General features: G+C 65.2%; 24 protein-coding genes. 4 read left to right on the top strand and 20 right to left on the bottom strand.

Features of this window, described 5'->3' with window-relative positions; translation table 11 throughout:
- Positions 1-25 precede the first annotated feature (25 nt).
- The 3 genes from NLX68_RS09700 (at position 26) to NLX68_RS09710 (ending at position 3,165) form a co-directional block, all read left to right on the top strand.
- Positions 26-1,444 carry an FAD-dependent oxidoreductase gene (locus NLX68_RS09700; protein WP_254283820.1) on the top strand — a complete coding sequence of 473 codons (1,419 nt, stop codon included), beginning with the start codon at positions 26-28 and terminating at the stop codon, positions 1,442-1,444.
- A 197-nt stretch (positions 1,445-1,641) separates the two neighbouring features.
- On the top strand, positions 1,642-2,706 hold the full coding sequence (gene hemE / locus NLX68_RS09705) for a uroporphyrinogen decarboxylase (RefSeq protein ID WP_254283821.1): 1,065 nt from the start codon (positions 1,642-1,644) through the stop codon (positions 2,704-2,706).
- Positions 2,707-2,817: 111 nt separating this feature from the next.
- Positions 2,818-3,165 carry a YgiW/YdeI family stress tolerance OB fold protein gene (locus NLX68_RS09710; protein ID WP_010222238.1) on the top strand — a complete coding sequence of 116 codons (348 nt, stop codon included), beginning with the start codon at positions 2,818-2,820 and terminating at the stop codon, positions 3,163-3,165.
- Positions 3,166-3,232: 67 nt separating this feature from the next.
- Here NLX68_RS09710 and NLX68_RS09715 read toward each other — a convergent pair whose 3' ends face one another.
- Positions 3,233-4,495 carry an MFS transporter gene (locus NLX68_RS09715; protein WP_254283822.1) on the bottom strand — a complete coding sequence of 421 codons (1,263 nt, stop codon included), beginning with the start codon at positions 4,493-4,495 and terminating at the stop codon, positions 3,233-3,235.
- Positions 4,496-4,615: 120 nt separating this feature from the next.
- Between NLX68_RS09715 and NLX68_RS09720 the strand changes: the two genes are divergently transcribed.
- Positions 4,616-5,515, top strand: a complete 900-nt coding sequence (locus NLX68_RS09720; protein ID WP_010222240.1) for a LysR family transcriptional regulator — start codon at positions 4,616-4,618, stop codon at positions 5,513-5,515.
- A 1-nt stretch (position 5,516) separates the two neighbouring features.
- Here NLX68_RS09720 and NLX68_RS09725 read toward each other — a convergent pair whose 3' ends face one another.
- Genes NLX68_RS09725 through NLX68_RS09815 form a run of 19 tightly spaced genes read right to left on the bottom strand, consistent with a single transcriptional unit; the run spans position 5,517 to position 22,637 of the window.
- Positions 5,517-5,963: a hypothetical protein gene (locus tag NLX68_RS09725; protein ID WP_010222241.1), complete on the bottom strand. Its 447-nt coding sequence runs from the start codon at positions 5,961-5,963 to the stop codon at positions 5,517-5,519.
- 15 nt (positions 5,964-5,978) lie between these two features.
- The gene (locus NLX68_RS09730; RefSeq protein ID WP_050990002.1) at positions 5,979-6,422 is read right to left on the bottom strand and encodes a hypothetical protein; all 444 of its coding nucleotides are present in this window, start codon (positions 6,420-6,422) and stop codon (positions 5,979-5,981) included.
- Positions 6,423-6,447: 25 nt separating this feature from the next.
- On the bottom strand, positions 6,448-7,674 hold the full coding sequence (locus tag NLX68_RS09735; RefSeq protein WP_254283823.1) for a beta-ketoacyl-ACP synthase: 1,227 nt from the start codon (positions 7,672-7,674) through the stop codon (positions 6,448-6,450).
- Positions 7,674-8,402: a 3-oxoacyl-ACP reductase FabG gene (gene fabG / locus NLX68_RS09740; RefSeq protein ID WP_254283824.1), complete on the bottom strand. Its 729-nt coding sequence runs from the start codon at positions 8,400-8,402 to the stop codon at positions 7,674-7,676. Before fabG ends, NLX68_RS09735 begins: the two co-directional genes overlap by 1 nt.
- Positions 8,395-8,865, bottom strand: a complete 471-nt coding sequence (locus NLX68_RS09745; RefSeq protein ID WP_254283825.1) for a hotdog family protein — start codon at positions 8,863-8,865, stop codon at positions 8,395-8,397. The genes fabG and NLX68_RS09745 overlap by 8 nt, the downstream gene beginning before the upstream one ends.
- Positions 8,862-10,061, bottom strand: a complete 1,200-nt coding sequence (locus NLX68_RS09750; protein WP_254283826.1) for a beta-ketoacyl-[acyl-carrier-protein] synthase family protein — start codon at positions 10,059-10,061, stop codon at positions 8,862-8,864. The genes NLX68_RS09745 and NLX68_RS09750 overlap by 4 nt, the downstream gene beginning before the upstream one ends.
- Complete coding sequence (locus NLX68_RS09755; RefSeq protein WP_254283827.1) at positions 10,058-10,543, bottom strand: hypothetical protein; 486 nt, start codon at positions 10,541-10,543, stop codon at positions 10,058-10,060. The genes NLX68_RS09750 and NLX68_RS09755 overlap by 4 nt, the downstream gene beginning before the upstream one ends.
- A complete protein-coding gene (locus NLX68_RS09760) occupies positions 10,540-11,274 on the bottom strand; it encodes a class I SAM-dependent methyltransferase (protein ID WP_254283828.1) in 735 nt (244 codons plus the stop codon). Before NLX68_RS09760 ends, NLX68_RS09755 begins: the two co-directional genes overlap by 4 nt.
- Positions 11,271-12,518, bottom strand: coding sequence for an NAD(P)/FAD-dependent oxidoreductase (locus NLX68_RS09765; RefSeq protein WP_254283829.1), 1,248 nt, complete (start codon positions 12,516-12,518; stop codon positions 11,271-11,273). Before NLX68_RS09765 ends, NLX68_RS09760 begins: the two co-directional genes overlap by 4 nt.
- Positions 12,505-13,665, bottom strand: a complete 1,161-nt coding sequence (locus NLX68_RS09770) for a sodium:proton antiporter (RefSeq protein WP_254283830.1) — start codon at positions 13,663-13,665, stop codon at positions 12,505-12,507. The genes NLX68_RS09765 and NLX68_RS09770 overlap by 14 nt, the downstream gene beginning before the upstream one ends.
- Positions 13,662-15,974 carry an MMPL family transporter gene (locus NLX68_RS09775; RefSeq protein ID WP_254283831.1) on the bottom strand — a complete coding sequence of 771 codons (2,313 nt, stop codon included), beginning with the start codon at positions 15,972-15,974 and terminating at the stop codon, positions 13,662-13,664. The genes NLX68_RS09770 and NLX68_RS09775 overlap by 4 nt, the downstream gene beginning before the upstream one ends.
- Positions 15,964-16,563 (bottom strand): outer membrane lipoprotein carrier protein LolA, encoded by a 600-nt coding sequence (locus NLX68_RS09780; RefSeq protein ID WP_254283832.1) that lies wholly within the window; start codon positions 16,561-16,563, stop codon positions 15,964-15,966. Before NLX68_RS09780 ends, NLX68_RS09775 begins: the two co-directional genes overlap by 11 nt.
- Positions 16,560-16,985 (bottom strand): thioesterase family protein, encoded by a 426-nt coding sequence (locus NLX68_RS09785; protein WP_010222254.1) that lies wholly within the window; start codon positions 16,983-16,985, stop codon positions 16,560-16,562. The genes NLX68_RS09780 and NLX68_RS09785 overlap by 4 nt, the downstream gene beginning before the upstream one ends.
- Positions 16,978-18,522 carry a histidine ammonia-lyase gene (gene hutH / locus NLX68_RS09790; RefSeq protein WP_254283833.1) on the bottom strand — a complete coding sequence of 515 codons (1,545 nt, stop codon included), beginning with the start codon at positions 18,520-18,522 and terminating at the stop codon, positions 16,978-16,980. Before hutH ends, NLX68_RS09785 begins: the two co-directional genes overlap by 8 nt.
- Complete coding sequence (locus NLX68_RS09795) at positions 18,503-19,441, bottom strand: glycosyl transferase (protein WP_010222256.1); 939 nt, start codon at positions 19,439-19,441, stop codon at positions 18,503-18,505. Before NLX68_RS09795 ends, hutH begins: the two co-directional genes overlap by 20 nt.
- Positions 19,438-20,172 (bottom strand): glycosyltransferase family 2 protein, encoded by a 735-nt coding sequence (locus NLX68_RS09800; RefSeq protein ID WP_254283834.1) that lies wholly within the window; start codon positions 20,170-20,172, stop codon positions 19,438-19,440. Before NLX68_RS09800 ends, NLX68_RS09795 begins: the two co-directional genes overlap by 4 nt.
- Positions 20,165-21,844, bottom strand: a complete 1,680-nt coding sequence (locus tag NLX68_RS09805) for an acyl-CoA synthetase family protein (RefSeq protein WP_254283835.1) — start codon at positions 21,842-21,844, stop codon at positions 20,165-20,167. The genes NLX68_RS09800 and NLX68_RS09805 overlap by 8 nt, the downstream gene beginning before the upstream one ends.
- Positions 21,841-22,386, bottom strand: a complete 546-nt coding sequence (locus NLX68_RS09810) for a hypothetical protein (RefSeq protein ID WP_254283836.1) — start codon at positions 22,384-22,386, stop codon at positions 21,841-21,843. The genes NLX68_RS09805 and NLX68_RS09810 overlap by 4 nt, the downstream gene beginning before the upstream one ends.
- Entirely contained in the window at positions 22,383-22,637 is a 255-nt protein-coding gene (locus NLX68_RS09815) for an acyl carrier protein (RefSeq protein WP_254283837.1), read from the bottom strand. Before NLX68_RS09815 ends, NLX68_RS09810 begins: the two co-directional genes overlap by 4 nt.
- Positions 22,638-22,641 lie beyond the last annotated feature (4 nt).

The raw sequence follows: 22,641 nt of genomic DNA on the forward strand, positions 1-22,641 counted from the left end.
TGAAGAGTTTGATGAGGTTTTGAACATGGCTGAACGTCTGAGTAATGACTTCCAGTTCATCGAGGTCGGGCGCAAGGATCCGAAGAAGAAACTGTTGCGTCAACGCAAGAAAGAGTTCGTAGAGATCTACGAGCCCTTCAAACCCCAGCAGTCGGCCGAACAGGCCCACCGCTGCCTGGGCTGTGGCAACCCGTACTGCGAGTGGAAGTGCCCGGTGCACAACTTCATCCCCAACTGGTTGAAGCTGGTCGCCGAAGGCAACATCCTCGCCGCCGCGGAGTTGTCGCACCAGACCAACACCCTCCCGGAAGTCTGCGGCCGGGTGTGCCCGCAGGACCGCCTGTGCGAGGGTGCCTGCACCCTCAACGACGGCTTCGGCGCGGTGACCATCGGTTCGGTGGAGAAGTACATCACCGACACCGCCTTCGCCATGGGCTGGCGCCCGGACATGTCCAAGGTCAAGCCGACCGGCAAGCGCGTTGCCATCATCGGCGCCGGCCCGGCCGGCCTGGGCTGCGCCGACGTGCTGGTGCGCGGCGGGGTGACCCCGGTAGTGTTCGACCGCAACCCGGAAATCGGCGGCCTGCTGACCTTCGGCATCCCCGAGTTCAAGCTGGAAAAGACCGTGCTGAGCAATCGCCGCGAAGTCTTCACCGGCATGGGCATCGAGTTCCGCCTCAACACCGAGGTGGGCAAGGATGTCAGCATGGAGCAGTTGCTCGAGGAATACGATGCCGTGTTCATGGGCATGGGCACCTACACCTACATGAAGGGCGGCTTCCCCGGTGAAGACCTGCCGGGCGTGCACGATGCCCTGGATTTCCTGGTGGCCAACGTCAACCGCAACCTGGGCTTTGAAAAGTCGCCGGAAGATTTCGTCGACATGAAAGGCAAGAAGGTCGTGGTGCTCGGTGGCGGCGACACGGCGATGGACTGCAACCGCACCTCCATCCGCCAGGGCGCCAAGGCCGTGACCTGTGCCTACCGTCGCGACGAGGCGAACATGCCCGGCTCGCGCAAAGAGGTGAAGAACGCCAAGGAAGAAGGGGTGAAGTTCCTCTACAACCGTCAGCCGATCGCGATTGTCGGTGAAGACAAGGTCGAAGGCGTGAAGGTGGTCGAGACCCGTCTCGGCGAGCCGGACGCCCGTGGCCGCCGCAGCCCTGAGCCGATCCCGGGTTCCGAAGAGATCATCCCGGCCGATGCCGTGGTCATCGCCTTTGGCTTTCGTCCCAGCCCGGCGCCGTGGTTCGAGCAGTTCAGCATCCAGACCGACAGCCAGGGCCGCGTCGTGGCCCCGGAAAAGGCCCAGTACAAGCACCAGACCAGCAACCCGAAGATCTTCGCCGGTGGCGACATGGTCCGCGGTTCCGACCTGGTGGTGACGGCGATCTTCGAGGGGCGCAATGCCGCCGAGGGGATCTTGGATTACCTGGAAGTCTGAATCGCGGGTCAAGTCGAGGCGTCGCACCGCCGCTCCCACAGGTTCAGCACAAATCCTGTGGGAGCGGGCTTGACCCGCGATGAATTCAGCAAAATCTATTGACCTGTCACAAGTCGATAGACAAAAGGCACGGTTGATACCGTGCCTTTTATGTTGGGCTCTGAGAAAATGCCCCCACTTTTTTTCCGGATGCCGACATGACTGCCTTGAAGAACGATCGTTTCCTGCGCGCCCTGCTCAAGCAACCCGTAGACGTCACCCCGGTGTGGATGATGCGCCAGGCCGGCCGCTACCTGCCGGAGTACCGCGCCAGCCGCGCCAAGGCCGGCGACTTCATGAGCCTGTGCATGAACCCGCAGTTTGCCTGCGAGGTCACCCTGCAACCGCTGGACCGCTACCCGCTGGACGCCGCGATCCTGTTCTCGGACATCCTCACCATCCCTGACGCCATGGGCCAGGGCCTGTACTTCGAAACCGGCGAAGGCCCGCGCTTCAAGAAGGTCATCAGCACCCTGGCCGATATCGAGGCGCTGCCGATCCCTGATCCGCAGAAGGACCTGGGCTACGTCATGGACGCCGTCAGCACCATCCGCCGCGAGCTCAATGGCCGCGTGCCACTGATCGGCTTCTCCGGCAGCCCCTGGACCCTGGCCACCTACATGGTCGAAGGCGGTTCGTCGAAAGACTTCCGCAAGACCAAGGCCATGCTCTACGACAACCCGCAGGCCATGCACCTGCTGCTCGACAAGCTGGCCCAGTCGGTCATCAGCTACCTCAACGGGCAGATCCTGGCTGGCGCACAAGCGGTACAGATCTTCGACACCTGGGGCGGCAACCTGTCGGCGGCGGCCTACCAGGAGTTCTCCCTGGCCTACATGCGCAAGATCGTCAGCGGCCTGATCCGCGAGCATGAAGGGCGCAAGGTGCCGGTCATCCTCTTCACCAAGAACGGCGGCCTGTGGCTGGAAAGCATCGCCGAGGCCGGTGCTGATGCCCTGGGCCTGGACTGGACCTGCGACATCGGCGAAGCCCGCCAGCGCGTCGGCAGCAAGGTCGCCCTGCAGGGCAACATGGACCCGACCGTGCTGTATGCCAAGCCGGAGGCCATCCGTGCCGAAGTCGGGCGCATCCTTGCCAGCTACGGCCAGGGCAGCGGCCATGTGTTCAACCTCGGTCACGGCATCACCCCGGAGGTTGATCCGGAGCATGCCGGCGTGTTCATCAATGCCGTGCACGAGTTGTCGGCGCAGTACCACCAGTAAGCAGCACTGCAATCAAAAACGCCCGGCCAGTGCCGGGCGTTTTGCTATTAAGGTTCAATTCAGCCTGCCTGGGTAATCTGGCTCCATCGAAACCCAGACAGGATCCACACCATGAAAACGCGTTACCTCGCTCTGCTGCTTGCCCCGCTGTTCAGCACCGCTGCCCTGGCTGCCGGCTATACCGGCCCTGGCGCCCAGTCGGTGACCACGGTTGCCGCCGCCAATGACGCCGCTGACGACACCCCGGTGGTGCTGCAAGGCTACGTGGTGAAGAAAGTGAACAACGATGACAAGTACGAGTTCAAGGACACCACCGGCACCATCACCGTCGAGATCGATGACGAAGACCTGCCGCCGGTGGCCTTCAACGACAAGACCAAGGTCAAGCTGAGCGGTGAAGTCGAGAAGCACCTGATGAGCCGTGAAGTGGATGTTGATCGGGTTGAAGTAATCAACTGATCCAGTGGCAGGCCAGCTCCTGTGGGAGCCGGCCTTGCCGGCGATGGGCCGCGCAGCGGCCCTCAGCTCAAGCCTTGGCCGGCAACCGGCTCAAGTGCACCGCCACCAGCAAGGCCACCACCAGCAAGCTGCCAATGAACAGCCCGATGCCGTTCCACCCCGCCTGGTGCCAGAACACCCCGCCCGCCGTCCCCGCCACACTCGACCCGGCGTAATAACTGAACAGGTACAACGACGAGGCCTGGCCCTTGGCCTTGCTCGCCCGTCGGCCGATCCAGCTGCTGGCCACCGAATGCGCGCCGAAAAAACCGAAGGTGAACACCAGCATGCCGACGATAATCAGCGGCAAGGGACTGAGCAGGGTCATCAGCAAGCCGCTGAACATCAGCACAATGGTTGCCCAGAACACCTTGCGCCGGCCCAGCTTGTCGGCCAGGGCGCCGATTTGCGCCGAGCTGTAGATCCCCGACAGGTACACCACCGACAGCAGCCCGACCAGCGCCTGGCTCATGTGATAGGGCTCGGCCAGCAGGCGATAGCCGATGTAGTTGAACAGGGTGACGAAAGCGCCCATCAGCAGGAAGGCTTCCAGGAACAGCCAAGGCAGGCCGGCATCGCGAAAGTGCAGGGTAAAACCGTCGAGCAGGCTGCGCGGGTGCAGCGAGCGCGGGCGGAAGTTGCGCGATTGCGGAAGGATCTTCCAGAACACCGCCGCCGCAACCAGCGCCAGGCCACCGATCACCAGCATCGCCGTGTGCCAGCTGACGAAGTCGATCAGCACACCGGTGATCAAGCGTCCGCTCATGCCGCCAATGGCGTTGCCACCGATGTACAGGCCCATGGCCAGGCCAATGTGCTGGGGATGGATCTCTTCGCTCAGGTAGGTCATGGCCACCGCCGCCAGGCCGCTGAGCGACAGCCCGAGCAGCGCCCGGGTCAGCAGCACGCCGTGCCAGCTGGGCATCAGGGCGCTGACGATGGTGCACAGCGCAGCGCAGAACAGGGCGAAGACCATTACCGGCTTGCGCCCTATGCGGTCGGAAATCGGCCCGGTGATCAGCAACCCGAACGCCAGCATGCCGGTGGACACTGAGAGGATCAGGCTGCTTTGCGCGGCGCTGATCGAGAACTCCTGTGACAGCAGCGGCATCATCGGCTGTGCGCAGTACAGCAGGGCAAAGGTGGCAAAGCCACCGCAGAACAGCGCCAGTACGGTGCGCAAAAAGGCCGGGGTGCCTTTTTCGATCCAGCTTTCGTTGAGGGTGGCGACAATTTCGTCGAGCGGAGCAGGGGGCAGTTCGTGGGCGTGGGGCGCAACAGCAGTTTTCACGGGTGACCTCGGGGGCGCTACGGCCTGTCAGGCAGTGAAAAAAGCATATAGCTGGCTAATGATCATTTCCAATATATTGTTCGACCTGTTTAAGAGGTTTTACGACCTATTGGAGCCGCCATGGAATTGCGTCACCTGCGCTACTTCATCGCCGTCGCCGAAGAGCTGCATTTTGGCCGGGCGGCGCAGAACCTGGGGATTTCCCAGCCACCGTTGAGCCAACAGATCCAGGCCCTGGAACAGGAGCTGGGGGCACGCTTGTTCGAGCGAACCAATCGTCGGGTCGAGCTCAGCGAGGCCGGGCGCCTGTTCCTCGAAGAGGCACGGCTGGTGCTGGCGCAAGTCGACAAGGCTGCCGATGTCGCCCGGCGTGCGCAACTGGGTGAGCTGGGCGAGATGAAGATCGGCTTCACCTCATCGGCGCCGTTCAATTCGAGCATCCCCAAGGCCATTCACGCTTTTCGTCAGCGCTTCCCGGCGGTGCACCTGAATCTCAAGGAAATGAGCAGCCGCGATGTCGCCGACGCCTTGCTCGACGAGTCGATCGAAGTCGGCCTGATGCGCCCCCTGGCCTTGCCTGAGAGCCTGAATGTCGTCGAGCTGTTTCGCGAGCCGCTGGTGGCGGTGATCAATGCTGCCCATCCGCTGGCGCAAGGCAGTGACGCCGGGGTGCACATGGCGGCCCTGGCCCAGGAGCCGTTCGTGTTTTTTCCACGCAGTTACGGCAGTGGTTTGCACGCGCAGTTGCTGAGCCTGGCACGCCAGGCCGGGTTCAGTCCGCATTTTGCCCAGGAGGCGGGGGAGGCGATGACCATCATCGGCCTGGTGGCGGCGGGGTTGGGGGTGTCGGTATTGCCGGCGTCGTTCCAGCGCATGCGCATCGACGGGGTGGTGTACCGGACCTTGCTCGACGACGACGCGGTGACTGCCGTGTGGCTGGTGCAGCGCCGCGATGCGCCGTCGGCGATGGCCAGGGCCTTTGCCGAGCTGTTGACCCGGCAGGCCCTGGAACGCAGCTGAGTTACTGGACCTTGGCCAGGTCGCCCTTCAGCGCAACGCCAGCCATGATCGCGCCGGCGTGGCATTCGTAGGTGGTGGCGTCCTTGCGCTCGTTGCGCTTGTAGTAGCTGCTGATGTTGGTCACGGCGTTGGCGCCAACCTTGCGGGCGGCGTCCTGCATGGTCAGCAGCGCCGATTGCAGGGCCCATTCGCAGGCTGCTGCGTCAGTTTTGTTGAAGGCGTTGGTCTTCTTGTTGGTGACCGCTGCCGGGCTGACCACGGTGACCTTGCCCTTGGGCTGCACGCCGGCCAGGTAGAACTTCACCGAACCGTCGAGTTTGTTCTCGGCGGTCATCTGCGCCACGACTTTCTCGAACGGCAGGTAGTGGGTGGTATCGCGGGCTTGGCTGAGGCCGGGCAGGGCGCAGAGCAGCAGGGCGGTGGTGGCGGTCCAGGTTTTCAGACGCATTATGTCGTTCCTTGATTATTCAACAGTGTTCGAATGCTGTTCGCTGATGGCGCGCTGCACTATGTTCTGGGCTTCCAGCTTGTTCAGCTCTTGCAGGATGCTTTTGTCGAGGTTGTTCACCCAACGGTTGTAGTTGCGGTGAATCTTGCCGTCCTTGTAGCCCAGCTCGCGGCTGTCGCGGTAGTTGATGCGAAAGTTGCTGACGCTGTAGTGGATGTCGACGGCGGCATAGAAGGTGTTGCGCACCAGGATGTCGGCCTGGATCAGGTTCGGGGTGACCTTGCGCGGGGTCCAGCCGCGGTTGGCCACGGCCTTGAGGATGGCCTGCTGCACCTGCTCGTGGTTGTAGTTGTGGCCGACTACAAGCTGCTCTTGTGGGGTCAGTACCGGTTTCGAGGTACAGCCAGCCAGGCCAGCGAGGGCCAGGCCGAGGACAGCGGCGCGAATCAATGAAGACATTCCTTTCTCTCCAGCAGGTTTCAGGTCAGGTCCAGCGACGGAAAATCAGCGAGGTGTTGACCCCGCCAAAGGCGAAGTTGTTGTTCATCACATAGTCGTGACTCATGCTGCGAAACTCGCCGCACAAGTAGTCCAGCTCGCCGCAGCGCGGGTCGATGTGCTCAAGGTTGAGGGTGTGCACATAGCGATCGCTGTTCATCATCTCGATGCTGAACCAGGATTCCAGCGCGCCGCAAGCACCCAGGGTGTGGCCGAGGAAGCTTTTTTGCGAGCTGATCGGCATGCGCGGGCCGAACAGGCTGCTGGTGGCCAGGGTTTCGGCGATATCGCCCTGCTCGGTGGCGGTGCCATGACCGTTCACATAGCCGATGGCCTCCGGCGCCAGGTTGGCGTCTTGCAGTGCCAGCTCCATGGCCCGGCGCATGGTCGCCTGCTCCGGGCGAGTCGTGTGCTGGCCGTCGGCGTTACTGCCAAAGCCGACGATCTCGGCGTAGATGTGTGCGCCGCGGGCCTGGGCATGTTCCAGCTCTTCGAGCACCAGCATGCCGCCACCTTCGCCGATCACCAGGCCGTCGCGGCCGCTGTCGTAAGGGCTGGGGCTGCTGTGCGGGGCATCGTTCTTCAGGCTGGTGGCGTACAGCGCGTCGAAGACCATGGCCTCGGTCGGGCACAGCTCTTCGGCGCCGCCAGCGAGCATCAGCGGCAGGCGGCCGAACTTGATCGCTTCATAGGCGTAGCCGATGCCCTGGCTGCCGCTGGTGCAGGCGCTGGAGGTGGGGATCAGGCGCCCGGTGAGACCGAAGAAAATGCTGATGTTGGCTGCTGTGGTGTGCGGCATCATCCGAACATAGGAGTTGGCGTTGAGGCCCTCGGCCACCGAGTTGAGCAGCATGTTGCCAAACGCCTTGATCTCGTCGGTGCTGCCGGTGGACGAACCGCAGGCCACGCCCATGCGCCCATCGCGGATTGACGGGTCAGCGAGCAGGCCGGCATCGCGCAGGGCGTTCTGCGCTGCCGCCACGGCCAGGCGCGAGACCCGGCCCATGCTGCGCAGTTGCTTGCGGGTCCAGCCGGCGGGCACCTTGAAGTCATCGATGGGGCCGGCCAAGCGCGTGTTGAGCTCTTCGAAGCGGTCCCATTCGTCCATGCGGCGGATGCCGCTGCGGTTGCTGGCGAAGTTGCCGGCGATGGTCTGCCAGTCGCTGCCCAGCGAGGTGATACCGGCCATGCCGGTGACGACTACACGTTTCATCAGCATAGGCCTCCATTGACTGCCAGCACCTGGCGGGTGATGTAGGCGGCTTCGGCCGACATGAGGAAATTCACTGCGCCGGCGACTTCTTCCGGGGTGCCCATGCGCTGCGCCGGGATCATTTTCAGCAGTTCTTCGACCGGCACGTGTTCATCCAGCATGGCCGTGTCGATCAGCCCCGGGGCGACGCAGTTGACGGTGATCTTGCGCTTGCCCAGCTCGATCGCCAGGGCCTTGGCCGCACCGATCACCCCGGCTTTGGAAGCGCTGTAGTTGACCTGGCCGCGGTTGCCGATCATCCCCGAAACCGAGGTGATGCACACAATGCGCCCGGCTTTGCGCCGACGGATCATCGGCATCATCAGCGGGTGCAGAACGTTGTAGAAACCGTCGAGGTTGGTACGCAGTACCTGGTCCCAGTCTTCCTCGGTGAGGGCCGGGAAGGCGCCGTCGCGGGTCAGGCCGGCGTTGCAGACCACGCCGTAGTAGGCGCCGTGGGTTTCAACGTCATCAGTCAGGATGGCGGCGCAAGCGGCGCGATCGGCAACGTCGAACTGCAGCACGCGGGCCTGCTGGCCCAAGCCCCGGACTTCTTCTGCAACGGCGTCGGCTTCACTGCGCCCGCTTCGGCAATGCAGGACCAGGTCGAAACCGGCCCGCGCCAGGCGCAGGGCGATGGCCCGGCCTATGCCTCGGCTGGAACCGGTGACCAGGATGGTATCAGTCATGGGGGGACTCCTCTGGGCCCGCTTCGGCCAGGTAACTGGCCGCCTGTGGCGGGCGAAAAACGTTCAAACGGGCCGTGGCATGGATGCCCGGGCCACGCAGGTGACACTCGAACACCCCCATGCCGTTGTCGTCTTCGAGCGACCGTAGGGCATGGATGCGCAAGTGGGCACCGGCAGGGAAATGTTCGACATTGCATTCGAATTTACGCGTGCCGAGCAAAAAGCCCAGCGCCACCGGCTGGCCTTGCTGGCGCGCGCGGCAACCGGCGTAGGCGGCCACGCTCTGGGCCATCAGCTCGATGCCGACCCAGGCCGGCAGGCTGCCGTCGGCGCGATTGAACAGGCCGCCGGGGCGCACGGTCAGGTGGGTATGGATCTGCTCTTCATCGAAGGACTCGACCTGATCGATGAGGATCATGTCGCCGGCATGGGGCAGCAGTTCGGCCAGTGGCCAGGTGATCATGGGGTGTCTCCGAGAATCAGGCTGACGTTGTTGCCACCGAAGGCGAACGAGTTGCTCATCAGGCGTCGCGGGCCCTGGGCCGGCAGGCGCTGGCTGGCATCGACCAGGTTCAGGGCCGGCAGTTGTGGGTCATCCACACCATCCCAGACATGCGGTGGCAAGCGCCCTTCGGTATTGTCGGCGGCCAGGCTCAACCAGCAGAATGCGGCTTCCAGGGCGCCGGCGGCACCCAGGGTATGACCGGTCATCGGCTTGCTCGACGAGCAGGCCAGCTGACTGCCGAACAGTTCATGCACGGCCAGGCTTTCCATGGCGTCGTTGTGCCGCGTGGCGGTGCCGTGCAGGTTCAGGTAGTCGATCTGTGCAGGTTGCAGGCGGGCATTGTCCAGCGCTTTGCGCATCGCCTGCAAGGCGCCTTTGCCGCTGGGCTCGGGGGCGGAGATGTGATGCGCGTCCGAGCTGGCACCGGCACCGAGCAGGGCGATGCTGTCGCCTTCGCGGTTGGCTTCGCGGGTCATCAGAAACAGCGCCGCGGCTTCGCCGATGTTGATGCCGTTGCGGTTGACCGAGAACGGGTTGCAGCGCTCGGCGCTGACCGCTTCCAGGGCGCTGAAACCGTTGAGGGTCAGCTTGCACAGGCTGTCGACACCGCCGCAGATCACCGCGTCGCACACCCCCAGGTCCAACAGGCGCCGGGCACTCATCAAGGCCCGGGCACTGGAGGTGCAGGCGGTGGAAATCACATAGGCCGGGCCGCTCAGTTGCAGCCAGTCGGCGAGGAAATTGGCCGGGGCGCTGAGCTCCTGCTGGGCATAGTCGTAGCTGGCCGGAAACTCGTGTTCGCGCAGGTAGTGAGCGATGCTGTCGCTGGCTTCCTTGATGCCCGAGGTGCTGGTGCCCAGAACGATGCCGATGCGCTGGCGGCCAAAGCGGGCGATGGCCGTTTCGATCGCTGCGCCGATCTGCAGGCAGGCGACGTATAGCAGCTGGTTGTTGCGGCTGTGATGGGCCTGCAGCGCGGCGGGCAAGCTTGGCAACTTGTCTTGTACGGCCGCCACCGGCAGGCTGCGTTGCGGTACCCAGCCGTCTTCCACACGCATGCCTGAGCAGTCGCCGGCAAACAGCCGGCGGGCGACGTCGGCCTGGCCGCGCCCCAGGGCACAGACCAGGCCCAGGGCATTGAGATAAGCGGTCATGGCGTGTTCTCGCTGGGTAGTGGGCTGACTAGATAACGCAGGCCCCGGTCAAGGTTCAAGGTGAAGTCGTCGGCTTGTTGGTAGTCGACGCGCCAACGTTCACCCAGCCAGCGCTGCTGGCCTTGCTGGCGGGCGCCGGGATAGAGCTGTTGCAGCTGCTCGGCAGGGGTCAGGGCGAACAGCAGGGCAGCGAACAGTTCGCGGGCCGCCGGGTTGGGCGGTAGCAGGCCGTCGGCTTGCCACTCGCCTTGATCGAGCAACTGCCGGGCTTGCGGAATACCCAGCAGATCCAGCAGCGACCAGCGCAGGTTGGTGTCCTCGCGCTGGATCACCAGCAACCAGTCCTGTCGCTGCCCGGCCTGTTCGCGCTGGATGTGCAACTGCAGCGGCAGGCTCAGCGGCGGTAACTGCACGGGCAGCGGCGCACGGCTGGCGCAGGCGCTCAGCAGGGCGAAGGCGAGGATCAGCAACAGGCGTTTCATGCACTCGGCTCGGCTGGGTTCAAGGGTTTGCGGGCGACCACGTTGACCAGGGTTTCTTCGCGTTGGCCGACCGGTGGCGGCTTGCGCAGGCCAAAGCGTTCGAGCAGGCCGAAGTCGCTGGAACGGCTCCACCACAGGTACGGGTAAGAGACATTCTGCGCGCCAAATTCGAAACCCTGGTCGCGGAGCATCTGCAGGTACTGCTCGGCACTTTTCTGCACGTGCATGGGGTGGCGGAACAGCCAGCGAATTACCCAGGTGTCGATGTAGGCTTCGGTGGACTCGGCAAACAGCAGGTAGCCACCGGGCTTGAGTACCCGGTAGAACTCGGCCAGGGCTTTTTCCTGCTCGACCAGGTGGTGGAAGGTCTGGTGGCAGAAGAGGATATCGACGCTGCTGTCGGCAAACTGCAACGCCGCGCAGTCACTGCCGCGCAGCTCGACGTTCAGGCCCAGGCGGCCGGCCTCGGCCTGGCTCAGTTCAAGGCTGTGCGGGTCGGCGTCGGTACCCAGCAACCGGCCGGGGGCGAACACCTGCTGCAGGTACTGGAACGACTTGCCCTGGCCGCAGCCGGCATCGAGCAGCACGGGGGCGCGGGGTGGTGCCTGGTCGAACAGCCGGCGCAGGTCGTTGATCGCTACGCGCAGCACATGATGCTGCCAGGTATGGCTGCGCAGGAACCAGAAGCCGAAACGGGTTTCCTCGACATAGCTGTCGCTGAGGAATCTCATGCCGGCGTCCTGGCACAGACTTCGGCGAGCATGCGCAGGCGCCGCTTGGGCTCGGCCACGAACGGGTTGCGTTGGTCCCAGGCGTAGCCGGCCAGGATCGAGCTGATCATTGCGCGGATTTCCGGCGAGCTGGCCGGGTGGTAGATGACGTCCTGGAAGCTGCCGTTGTACCAGCCTTCAACGTAGGCGCGGAAGGTGTCGACGCCGCGCTTGAGCGGCTCGGCGAACTCGCTCTGCCAGTCGACGCTTTCGCCCTGCAGCTGACGGTGCAGCACGCCGGCGGCCATGCTCGCCGAGCGCATGGCGATGGTCACCCCGGAGGAGAACACCGGGTCGAGGAATTCCGCGGCGTTGCCGAGCAAGGCGAAGCCCGGGCCGTGCAGGGTCTTGACGTTGGCCGAGTAGCCGCCGATGGTCCGCGCCGGGGTGTCCCACACGGCGTTGGCCAGGACCTTGGCCAGGCTCGGGGTCTGGGCGACGAAGTCCTTCAGGCAGGCATCCAGGTCGGCCGGCGCGGCGGCAAAGTGCTCGGCGGCGGCGACCACCCCCAGGGAGCAGCGGCCATTGCTGAACGGAATGGTCCAGAACCAGATATCCCGGTGCTGCGGATGGGTGGTGATGAGGATCTTTTCCCGGTCGAAGGCCGGGTGGTCGATGCGGTCTTCGATGTGGGTGAACACCGCCTGACGCACCGGGAAATTCGACGGCGCCTCCAGGTCCAGCAGGCGCGGCAGCACGCGGCCATAACCACTGGCATCGAGGACAAATTCGGCTTCGACGCGGTACTCGCTGCCATCCAGGCGACGCACGCGGACCTGTGGGCGCGGGCGCTCGAAGTCGGCGGCGATGATTTCTTCTTCGTAGCGGATTTCAACGCCCTGGGCCTCGGCCTGGTCGGCCAGCAGCTGGTCGAACTGGGCGCGCTGAACCTGGAAGGTGCTCGGCTTGCCATTGCTGAAGGTGTCGCCGAAATCGAAGGCGCTGTACTCATCGCCCCAGGCGAAGGCCGCGCCGTTCTTGCGCTGGAAGCCCGCCGCTTCAAGGGCCGGGAGCATGCCGGCTTCTTCGACGAAGTCGATGCAATGCGACAACAGGCTTTCGCCGATGGAAAAACGCGGGAAGCGCTGGCGTTCGATGATCAGCACGTCGTGGCCGTTGCGCTTGAGCAAGGCCCCGGCGATGGCGCCGGACGGGCCGGCGCCGATAATCAATACCTGCCGTTGTTGCAGTTCAGTGTTCGGCATAAGGCCTCCTTGCCGGTTGGGCAGTCTTCAATGGAATCCGGTGCAGGCCGGCCAGCGCGGGCATCAGCGTGGCGACCAGGCTCATCAGCATCAGCGCGAAGTACAGCGCCGGGCTGATCAACTGTTGTTGCAGCAGCAGGTTGAGAAAGACGATCTCGCTCAAGCCGCGAATATTGAGCAGCAGGCTTTCCCGCCATTTGCTCGCGCCGGCGAACGACGGCGTCGCCCAGCACAGGCCCAGCCAGTTGCCGAGCAGCTTGCTGACGATCGGCAACAGCAGCAGGGCACTCAACTGGATGGCATCGAAGCCCTGCAGCACGTTGTGGATATCGATCTGGATGATGCCGAAGGTCAGGATCAGCGGGATCGCAATGCCGTTCTGCAGGCGTTTTATCCACAGGTCCGATAACGGCATGCGCAGCGGCAACTTGAGCCAGGCCAGGCAGCACAGGTAGCCGATGCCGAAGATCAGCGCATTGAGCCGGTAGTGTTCGGCGACGAACAGCAGGCCGAAAAAGCCCAGGCTGTAGACCCAGGGCCGGCGCACACCAAGGGCGTACAGCGGCAACGGCAGGCAGGCACCGAGCAGCGGCAGCAACAGGCTCACGGGTTCGAGGCTGCCCTTGCCGAAGCCGAACAGCAGCCAGCAGGTCAGGTCGATGAGGATCGCCGACTGCATCAGCCGGCGGGTTGCGGCGGGTGGGTAGTCGATGTTGCGCAGGTACAGGTAGAGCACCGGGATGGCGGTGATGGCGAAAACCAGGCCGAGGGCCAGGGTGGTCAGCCAGGGCTGCTCGGGCAGCAACAACGCGCCACAGGCCAGGCCGCAGGCAAAGGGCACGAGGAAGCTCGGCAGGGCGATCTTCAGGCTCTGGCGGTCGACGTTCAGCTCCACGACGTCAGCAAGAATATGCCCCAGCAGCAGGGCAAAACTCAGGCCATACAGGGTTTTCAGCCAGGCCGGTGCCACCAGCGCGGCGCCGCTGAGCTGCAAGTGGGGCTCGACCCAGAACAACATCAGCAGTGGCAGGCCGAGGGTTGCCAGCAGCAACTGGCTGACAATCGGGATCAGCCCCAGGCGCCGGCCGAGCGCACTGACGATCCAGAACAACACCAGGGCCAGGACCCAGAGCAACACGATACTCATGCTGCCTGTTCCTTGTGCCCGGTGGCCGCCCAGGGCGCCAGGACAAAACTGAAGGCCAGGCCCAGGCTGACCGCCAGGCCGAAATTGCTCACCGCCGGAGTGCTCGACACCGCCAGCAGGCCAAACGACAACCAGGTGGTGGTGGCCGCGAGCAGGGTCCCGAGCAGGCTGACGGCGGCGCCGCCGATCTGTTCGTGCATGAGGATCGCGTAGTCGACGCTGATGGCGGTGACCAGCAGCAGGCCGAACAGGCTGAACAGGGTCAGCGGCTGGCCCAGCCAGCCCAGGCAAGCCAGGCTGCACAGCGCGGCAAGCAACGGCAGGGCGACGATGCGCAGGGCACCGCCGAGGCCAAACGGCAGGATCAACAGCACCACGATCAGCGCGCACGACAACAGCTTGAGCTCGGCAGCACTGACCTGGGTGGCGGCGAACACCCGGTTGAGATCACCGAGGCGGTCCACCAGTTGCACGCCGTCGAGATCGTCGGCCTGCAGGCGCAGCAACGCCGGATCGTTCAAGCCTTGCAGGCTGACGATGGCGGCGACGCCCTGGCCGTCCGCACCCAGCCACAAGGTGCGCCAGGGTTCGCCCAGTGGGCCGCTGAGGGCGTGATCGATGTCGAGGGTAGGCAGTGCCTGCACTTTCGCCAGTTCAGCCTGTAATGCGCTTTGCGGCACGCCCAGGGCCAGCAGCGGTTGCAGCGGCAGGGTGCTCAACGCATCGCGAACCTGCTGTTGCTCGGCGGGGCTGGCGAGCAGTTGGCTGAGGGCCATGTAGCCCTTGAGCTTGTCGGTTTCGACCAGCTCGTCCAGGCGTGTGCCGAGGCTTTGCAGGCGCGCCAGCAGTTGGCTCTGGTCGGCGCCGCGCACCAGGTAGAACTGGCTGGTGGGTTGGTAGCCGGTAATGCGCGCCACGGCCTGGGCTTCTTCGAGCAATTGCGGCGGGCTGCCGACCCACTGGCGGATGTCGTTGCGGCTGTCCAGCTGCCACAGGCCCGCAGCGCAGAACAGCATCAGCAGGCCGAGCAGGATGGCGCTTGGCACCTTGTTCAGCAGTTTCTGACGCAGGTCCACCAGCCACTGGGCAATGCCCAACGGCCATTGCGCAGGCTGCAGCTCGATACCTTTGAGCAGTGCCGGCAGCAGGCACACGGCGCTGAGGTAGGCGCCGAGCAGGCCGGCGGCGGAAAACACGGCAATCTGGGTCAGCGCCGGGAACGGCGTGAAGGCCAGTGCCAGGTAGCCGATGCAACTGGTGGCCAGGCTCAGGCTCAGGCCCGGCAAGGTCAGCCGCAAAGCCGGCCAGGCTCGCCAGGGGCGCAGGCTCCAGCTTTTCGACAGGTAGTGCAGCGGGTAGTCGACGGCCACGCCGATCAGGCTCGAGCCGAGCACCAGGGTCATCACGTGCATCTGGCCGAACAGCGCCACGCAGGCCACCGCGCCAAACAGCATGCCGACCAGCACCGGGACGAAGGCCAGCAGCACCCGCAGGCGCCGGAACGCCAACAACAACAGCAGCAGGATACCGACCGTGGCGCCGCCGCCGACCCAGGTGATCTCCTGGCTGGCCTGGCGCTGACCGTTGGCCGCATACAGCAAGCCGCTGGCGGCCAGCAGGCGGGCGCCGTGCTGCCCGGCTTCAACCCGGCTGCTGGCGAGCAGGTCGGCGACTTGCAGGGGCAGTTGCATATCGAACGCATTGCCCAGGGTGCGGGCACGCAGCAGCACCCAGTGCTGCCCGTCCGCGTCAGCCACCAGCGCGCCGCTGGCGGTGTCCAGTTGCACCGCGGCAGGACGTGGCTGGCTGTTCTGGATGCGTCCGGTCAGGCCCAGCCAGTCATCCTGGCTCGGCACCAGGCTAAAGCCGGCAAAGGGGTCGTAGAGGTTTTGTACGCGTTGCTCGATAAAGCCTTGCGGGTTGTCGACCAGGCTGTTGCGGTCGGCGCGCGAGAGCATCGCCAGGCGCCCTTGCAGCAGCTGCTCGCGCAACGCCTGCAGGTCGGTCTGCAGGCTCCACTGAACCTTCTCGAACACGCCGCTGGCCTGCCATTGCTCAGCCAGGCGCTGGGCCAGGGCGATGGCCTGCTCACGCTGGGGATGGCCGACCAGCACCAGCATTTCGCGGTTCAGCGGCTCCTGCATGCGCTGCTCGGCGCGCTGCACCAGCGGGTCCTGGGTGGCGCCGGGCACCAGCGTCATCAGGTCGGCAGACAAAGGCGCAGCGCGGTGCCACTGCCAGCCCGCGAGGGCCAGCACGGCGATCAACAACAGTAAAAACAGTCGTGGCAACAGGCGCTCACTCGGCAAAATCGCGGCGCTCCGTGTCGGTCAGGCTGGCGCTGCTGCTCGCTGGCATGCGCAGTACCGTGCTATCGCCCTGGGTTTCCAGCAATTGGATGCGTTCGACATAGCGCCCGCCATCGATATCGATCTGCCTGAACACCTGCTTGAGCAGCAGCGAACGCGGGGTCAGGCGCAGCTGCCAGTGCCCGGCGTCGCCTTGCAGGCTCAGCTCGAAGTCACGCTGCAGGCCGCTGCTGTCGCCTTGCAGCACGGCAAAGAACAGGCGGTTCTGCTCGGCGCCGGCGCTCTTGCCCGGCAGCATCTGCCAGCCGGACGGGTCGCGGCGGGCGATGCCCTGGGCGTTGAGGCGGTAGTCCTGCTTGAGCGGCGTTTGCAGCAGCCAGAGCAGGCCATGGTCACGGGCCAGAACGAACTGGCCTTTGCTGACCAGCGGCTGCGGCAGGGCGCGCAGGTGTTTTTCCTGGATGAACGGGCCCTTGATGACCGCCGGTTCGCCCAGTTGCTTGCTCAGGTCATCGAGGCCAAAGGCTTGGGCCAGCGTGCTGCTGGCAAGCAGGCCGATGCACAGCAGGCTACGCAATAGCGTTTTCATTTGAGCACCTGGTTCACTGCGTCGAGCATCACCTGTGGCGACGCCAGTTGCATCTCGCCGCTGGCGATGTCGACGGCGACCTGCACGGAACTGGCGCGGGTCATGCGTTCGCCGGTGGCGGCATCGCTGATCAGGTAGTTGATCTTCAGCCGGTTCTCCCACTCCACCAGGCTGGCGCGCACGTTCAGGCGCTGGCCGAAGGTGGCGCCGCGCACATAGCGCAACTGCAGGTCGATCACCGGCCAGGCAAAGCCCGAGGCCTGCATCTGCAGGTAGTTGTGTTCGAGGCGGTCGAGCAACGCGCAGCGCGCTACCTCGAGGTATTTGACGTAATGGCCGTGCCAGACCACCAGCATGCTGTCGACATCGAAGAACGGCACCAGCACTTCGGTATCGACGTGCAGCACTCCCTGACTACGCATGCAGCCTCCAGTGTTGTTCGGCAATACGGCTCAGGCACAGGCGCAGATCGCGTTCCAGCGCGCGGTCTTCGATCACCGGGGTGAAGTCTTCGAGCAGCGCTGCATGCATCTCGGCCAGGGCCGGCGGCAGGTCGCGGGCGTCGGCTTCGCGGCTGCGCAGCCAGACGCCCTGGTTGGCGGCCAGCAGGGTGGCGGCGGCGACCTGTTCGGTCAGCTCCAGCACCCGCAGGGCATCGCGGGCGGCGATGGTGCCCATGCTCACCTTGTCCTGGTTGTGGCACTCGGTGGAGCGCGAGAACACGCTGGCCGGCATGGTGTTTTTCAGGGCTTCGGCGGTCCAGGCGCTGGCGCCGATCTGCACGGCCTTGAAGCCGTGGTTGAGCATCGCCCGCTCGGCGCTGGCGCCCGACAGGTTGCTCGCCAGGCCGTGGTTGTAGCGCACGTCGACCAGCAGGGCGAGCTGGCGGTCGAGCAGGTCGGCAACGTTGGCCACCAGGTTCTTCAGGCTGTCCATGGCGAAGGCGATATGGCCGCCATAAAAGTGCCCGCCGTGCAGCACGCGTTCAGCTTCGGCGTCGATGATCGGGTTGTCGTTGGCGCTGTTCAGTTCGGTCTCGATAAAGCCACGCAGCCAGCCCAGGCTGTCGGCCAGCACGCCCAGCACATGCGGAGCGCAGCGCAGCGAGTAGCGGTCCTGCAGGCGGTGCAGCGGCGCGGTCGGCGCGTCGATGGCCAGGTCCTGGCGCAACCAGGCGGCCACCTGCATCTGCCCCGGGTGCGGCTTGGCGGCGAACAGGCGCTCGTCGAAGTGCTCCGGGTTGCCTTGCAGGGCAACCACGTTCAGCGCGGTGATGCGCGTGGCGAGTTTGAGCAGGTAATCGGCACGGGCGAACGCCAGGCAGGCCAGGCCGGTCATTACCGCAGTGCCGTTCATCAGCGCCAGGGCTTCCTTGGGCCGCAGCACCAGCGGCTGCCAGCCCAGCTCACGGTGTACGTCAGCGGCGCTGCGGCGCTCGCCGCGGTACATGACTTCGCGCTCGCCCGACAGGGTTGCGGCAACGTAGGACAGCGGCGTCAGGTCGCCGCTGGCACCCACCGAACCTTCCTGGGGAATCAACGGCAGGATGTCATGGGCGAGAAACGCCTGCAGGCGCTCCAGCAACTCGACGCGCACGCCAGAGACGCCGTGGCACAGCGACTGCAAACGGGCGGCCAGCACCGCGCGGGTGGCCGGTGCATCCAGCAACTGGCCCAGGCCGCAGCCATGGAAGGTGTACAGGTGCTTGGGCAGGGCCTCGACATGCTCCAGCGGCACTGCCACCACGCATGAGTCGCCGTAGCCGGTGGTCACCCCGTAGATCACCCCTTCCTTGTCCAGCAGCGAGTCGAGGAACTGCGCGCCACGGGCAATCCGCGCGCGGTATTCGCTGTCGTCCTGCAGGCGGGTTTCGGCCTGGCGGTGGGCCAGGGCGAGGACGTCTTCGATTGCCAGCGGCAGCGCGCCGAAGGTCACGGGCTTATGCGGATGCATCGTCATCGGTCTTCCAGAAAGGGTAGAAATTGAACCATTGCTGCGGCGCTTGCAGGCAATAGTGGCCCAGGCGTTCGGCGTAGCGCCCGGCCCAGTCGGCGATCACCTGATCGCGCTGGCCGCGGCGCCACTCGATGGCCTGGGCGAAGGGTTCGAGGATCACCTGGTAGCGGCCTTGCTGCTTGAGGCAGAAGAACAGGTTGAGCCGGCACTTGAGCAGCCCGGCCAGCAGCCACGGGCCCTGCGGGAAGGCGGCGCGGTGGCCGAGGAAGTCCACTTCGACCGTGCGCGCACCATGCAGTGGCACGCGGTCGCCGGCAATCGCCAGCCATTCGCCGCGGTCCAGGCGCTGGCTCAGTTGCAGCATGATCGCCGGGTCCAGCTCGCTGACCTGGATCAGCCGCAGGTTGCTCGCCCCCGATTCACCCAGCAGGCGATTGAAGCGCTCGGCGTGCTTGGTGTGCACCAGCACGTTCATGGTCACTTGCTCGCCAAGCTCGGCCAGGGCGCGGCAGACTTCAAGGTTGCCCAGGTGCGCACCCACCAGCAGCTGCCCGCGCTCGGCGCGTAGCTGAGTGTGCAGTTTGCCCGGGTCGACGATCTCGATCTGCTCCAGGCGCAGCTTGCCGTTCCACACATCGAGCTTGTCCAGCAGGGCATCGGCGAAGGCCATGAACTGGCCGAACACCCGACGGTGGCTGGGGCGCAGACGGGGTTGCCCGCTCCAGTCGGCCAGGCGCCGCTGGTATTGCCAGATGCTCTGCCGGGCGCGGCGACCGAACAGGAAGAAGTACAGGACGATGGCATACAGCACCGGGCTGAGCAGGCGCCGGCCGAGCAGCTTGATGCCCAAGGCGGTCAGTTTCATCAGCCAGAAGCTGCCGCGCTCCTGGTGTGCGGCCCAGTGTTGTTCGCGACTGCTCATGCCTGCCACCGCCGCCAGAGGATTGCCGGAGCGCGCAGCAACATGCCGAAGAACAGCTTGGTGTGCATCTTCGAGATCAGCGCGTTATCGTGGAACAGGCGAAAGTGCGACAAGCCATCGGCCGGGTAATGCACTTTGGTCGGCAGCCAGCGCATCGGCTGGTTGCGCCAGGCCAGGCGCACGAGGATCTCCGGGTCGAAGTCCATGCGCTTGCCGAGGTTCACCGCGTCGATCAGCGCCAGGGTCGGTGGCAGCGGATAGACCCGAAAACCGCACATCGAATCGGGAATCTGCAGCGACAGGCTGTTGATCCACACCCATACATGGGTCAGGTAGCGCGCGTACAGACGGCCCTTGGGCACGCTGGCGTCGTACTGTGGATAACCGCAGATCAGCGCCTGTGGATAAGCCTGCGACTGTTCGAGAAAGCGGCTGACATCGGCCAGGTCATGCTGGCCGTCGGCGTCCACCTGCAGGGCATGGCTGAAGCCCAGGCGTGCGGCTTCGCGCAGGCCGGCCATGACTGCGCCGCCCTTGCCCTGATTGGCCTGCAGTTGCACCAGGAACACCTGCTGGTGCTCGGCCAGCTGGCGCAGCACGGCGGCGCAGGCCGGGCTGCTGGCATCATCGACCAGTACGCAGGGCAGGCCGGCGGCGAGCAGGTCGGCAACCACGGCGGGCACGGCCAGTTCGTGGTTGTATACCGGGATTACCGCACAGGGCTTATTCACCGACGGCCTCCAGCACAATGCGGCCACTGGAGCAGGGCACCCCGGCGTTGCTGTAGGCAAAGTACAACTTGCCGCGCTCGGCATCGAAACGCAGGGTCAGGTGCAGCGGGTCGCCAGGGCGCACCAGTTGCTGGAACTTCAGCACTTCCATGCCGGCAAACTGGCGCGGCTGGTCGAGTAACTGTTGCCCCAGGGCCAGTGCCCAGTCGACCTGGACCACGCCCGGCAGCACCGGGGTTTGCGGGAAGTGGCCGTTGAAATAGACCAGGTCCGCCGACACCGCCAGTTGTAGCTGCAGCTCGCCATCCACCTCGGCCTGGCTGAGCACTTCCGGGCCTTTCGGCCGAGGCGCCAGCAACAGGGCTTGGAGTTCGGCCTGGGGCAGTTTGCCCTGCGCGTTGAACGGCAGTTGCCGCAGCAGGCGCCAGCGCCGGGGCAGGGCCAGGGCTTCGCAGTGCTGGCTGAGGTGCTGACGCAAGCCCTCGGTGAGCGCGCGGCGGCCCTGGTTGCGCAAGGCGTACAGGCCGGCAGCGCTGAGCACCAGCAGGGCGCCGAGGCTGGCGCGGTTTTCCTGGATCACGCCCAGGCGCGCTTCCTCGACCCAGGCGTGCTCGACCAGGGCCTGCTCCAGCATCGGCAGGGAGATGCGTTTTTCTTCCAGTTTGACGATGCGGTCCAGGCGCCCGAGCAGACGAAAACGCCCATCAGCGGCAAACTCGACGGCATCGGCGCTTTGTTCGATATGACCGGGCGGCAGGTAAGGCGATTCAATGCGCAGTGCGCCGTCCTGGTTCTGGCTCAGGCGCACCTCGGCAAATGGCTGCCACAGGCTGTCACCCTGACGCCAGGCGATACCGCCGGTTTCCGAGCTGCCAAGGATTTCCGTTGGCCATTGCTGCAGGCGCTGGTGCAAGGCCTGGGCGGCGCTGGCCGGCAGTTCGCCGCCGGAGGAGAACACCCGGCGCACCGGGCTCAACGCTGGCCAGTCGAGGTTGTCGCCCATGCGCTTGAGCAGCGCCGGGCTGGCCACCCAGGCAAAGGCCGGGTGCTCGCGGCTGGCGCGCTGCAGGTCTTCCGGGAAGGGCAACTGGCGACGTACGAACGGGCGCCCGGCGCACAGCGGCCAGAGCACGCGAAACAGCAAGCCGTAGATATGCTGGGTGGCGACACTACCGATGATGCAGGCAGCGCCCAGGTCCTTGCCCCACAGCTGTTCCAGGGTCTGCACCTCATTGGCCAGCTGGCGCAGGCTCTTGTCGATGCGCTTGGGTTCACCGCTGGAGCCGGAGGTGCACAGGCTCAGCCGGCACTGGTCCAGATTCAGGTCGGCAGCGGCCAGCGGCGCTTCGAACAGGGTCTCCAGCGTGGTGTCTTGTGGCTGATCGCTCAACCACAGCTCGACCTCGCCGAGCCAGCGCTGGCGGGTCTGGGCTTGCAGGTCGGCAGGCAGCAGCACCTGCACGCCGGCACGCCAGGCGCCGAGCAGGGCGACGGCCAGCTGTGCGGCGTCTTCCAGGTGCACGGCAATACGCTTCACGCCACGCAGCTGGAGACCGGCGGCCACTTGCAAGGCTTGCTGGCACAGGCTCGCGTGGTCCAGCGCCGGGGCGAAGCTCACCGTGCGCGGCGCATCGGCCGGGTGCAGCAGTTGCTCAGGGGCAATCCATTTCATGAGCGTCCTCGCACGCGTTGTCTTATCAGCCATTCAATGGCAAACAGCAGGCCCATCAGCCCGTAGGCGATCAGGCCGTTGTACAGGGTCCACCAGCTCAGCGGCGCCCACAGGGTCAGGGCGGCGGCGACCAGGCCGTTGGCCAGGAAGAACAGGCTCCAGACCTTGGTCACCTGGCGCGTGTAGTGGATCGCCACGGCAGGCAGCTCCGGCTCACGCAGCCGCGCCAGGCGCTCGGCCACCGGCGGGCCGAATTTCAGGCTCAGGCCAAACAGGCCAAGCATGAACGCGCTGATCAGCACCGGGTACCAACGCAGCAGCTGCGGGCTGTTGAACAGCGCCAGCAACGCGCAGAAGGCAATCGCCGCTACGGCCATCCAGTGCCCGCCAGGCCGCCTCGGTTCGCTCAAGACGCGCGCCAGCCACAGGCCGCCGAGCAACAGGCCGAACTGCCAGGGGGCAAAGTGGGCCATGCCAAAATGCACCGCAAAGGGGTACAGCAGACCGGCCAGCAGCAGGCCGAGGCCGATCAGGCGTTTCATGCCGCAGAGTTGACCAGGCGGTACACCGCCTCGACCACGTCATTGACGGTACGTACGGCCTTGAACTCTTCGGCGGCGATTTTCTTGCCGGTCTGGCGCTTGATGTGATCGATCAGGTCGACGGCGTCGATGCTGTCGATTTCCAGGTCCTGGTACAGGTTCGACTCCAGGCTGATGCTGGCCGGATCCAGTTCGAACAGTTCGACCAGGGCGTCGCGCAGGGTGTTGAAAATGTCTTCGCGGGTTTGCATGGTG

This window comes from Pseudomonas sp. SBB6 (assembly GCF_024213215.1).
Taxonomy (GTDB): domain Bacteria; phylum Pseudomonadota; class Gammaproteobacteria; order Pseudomonadales; family Pseudomonadaceae; genus Aquipseudomonas; species Aquipseudomonas donghuensis.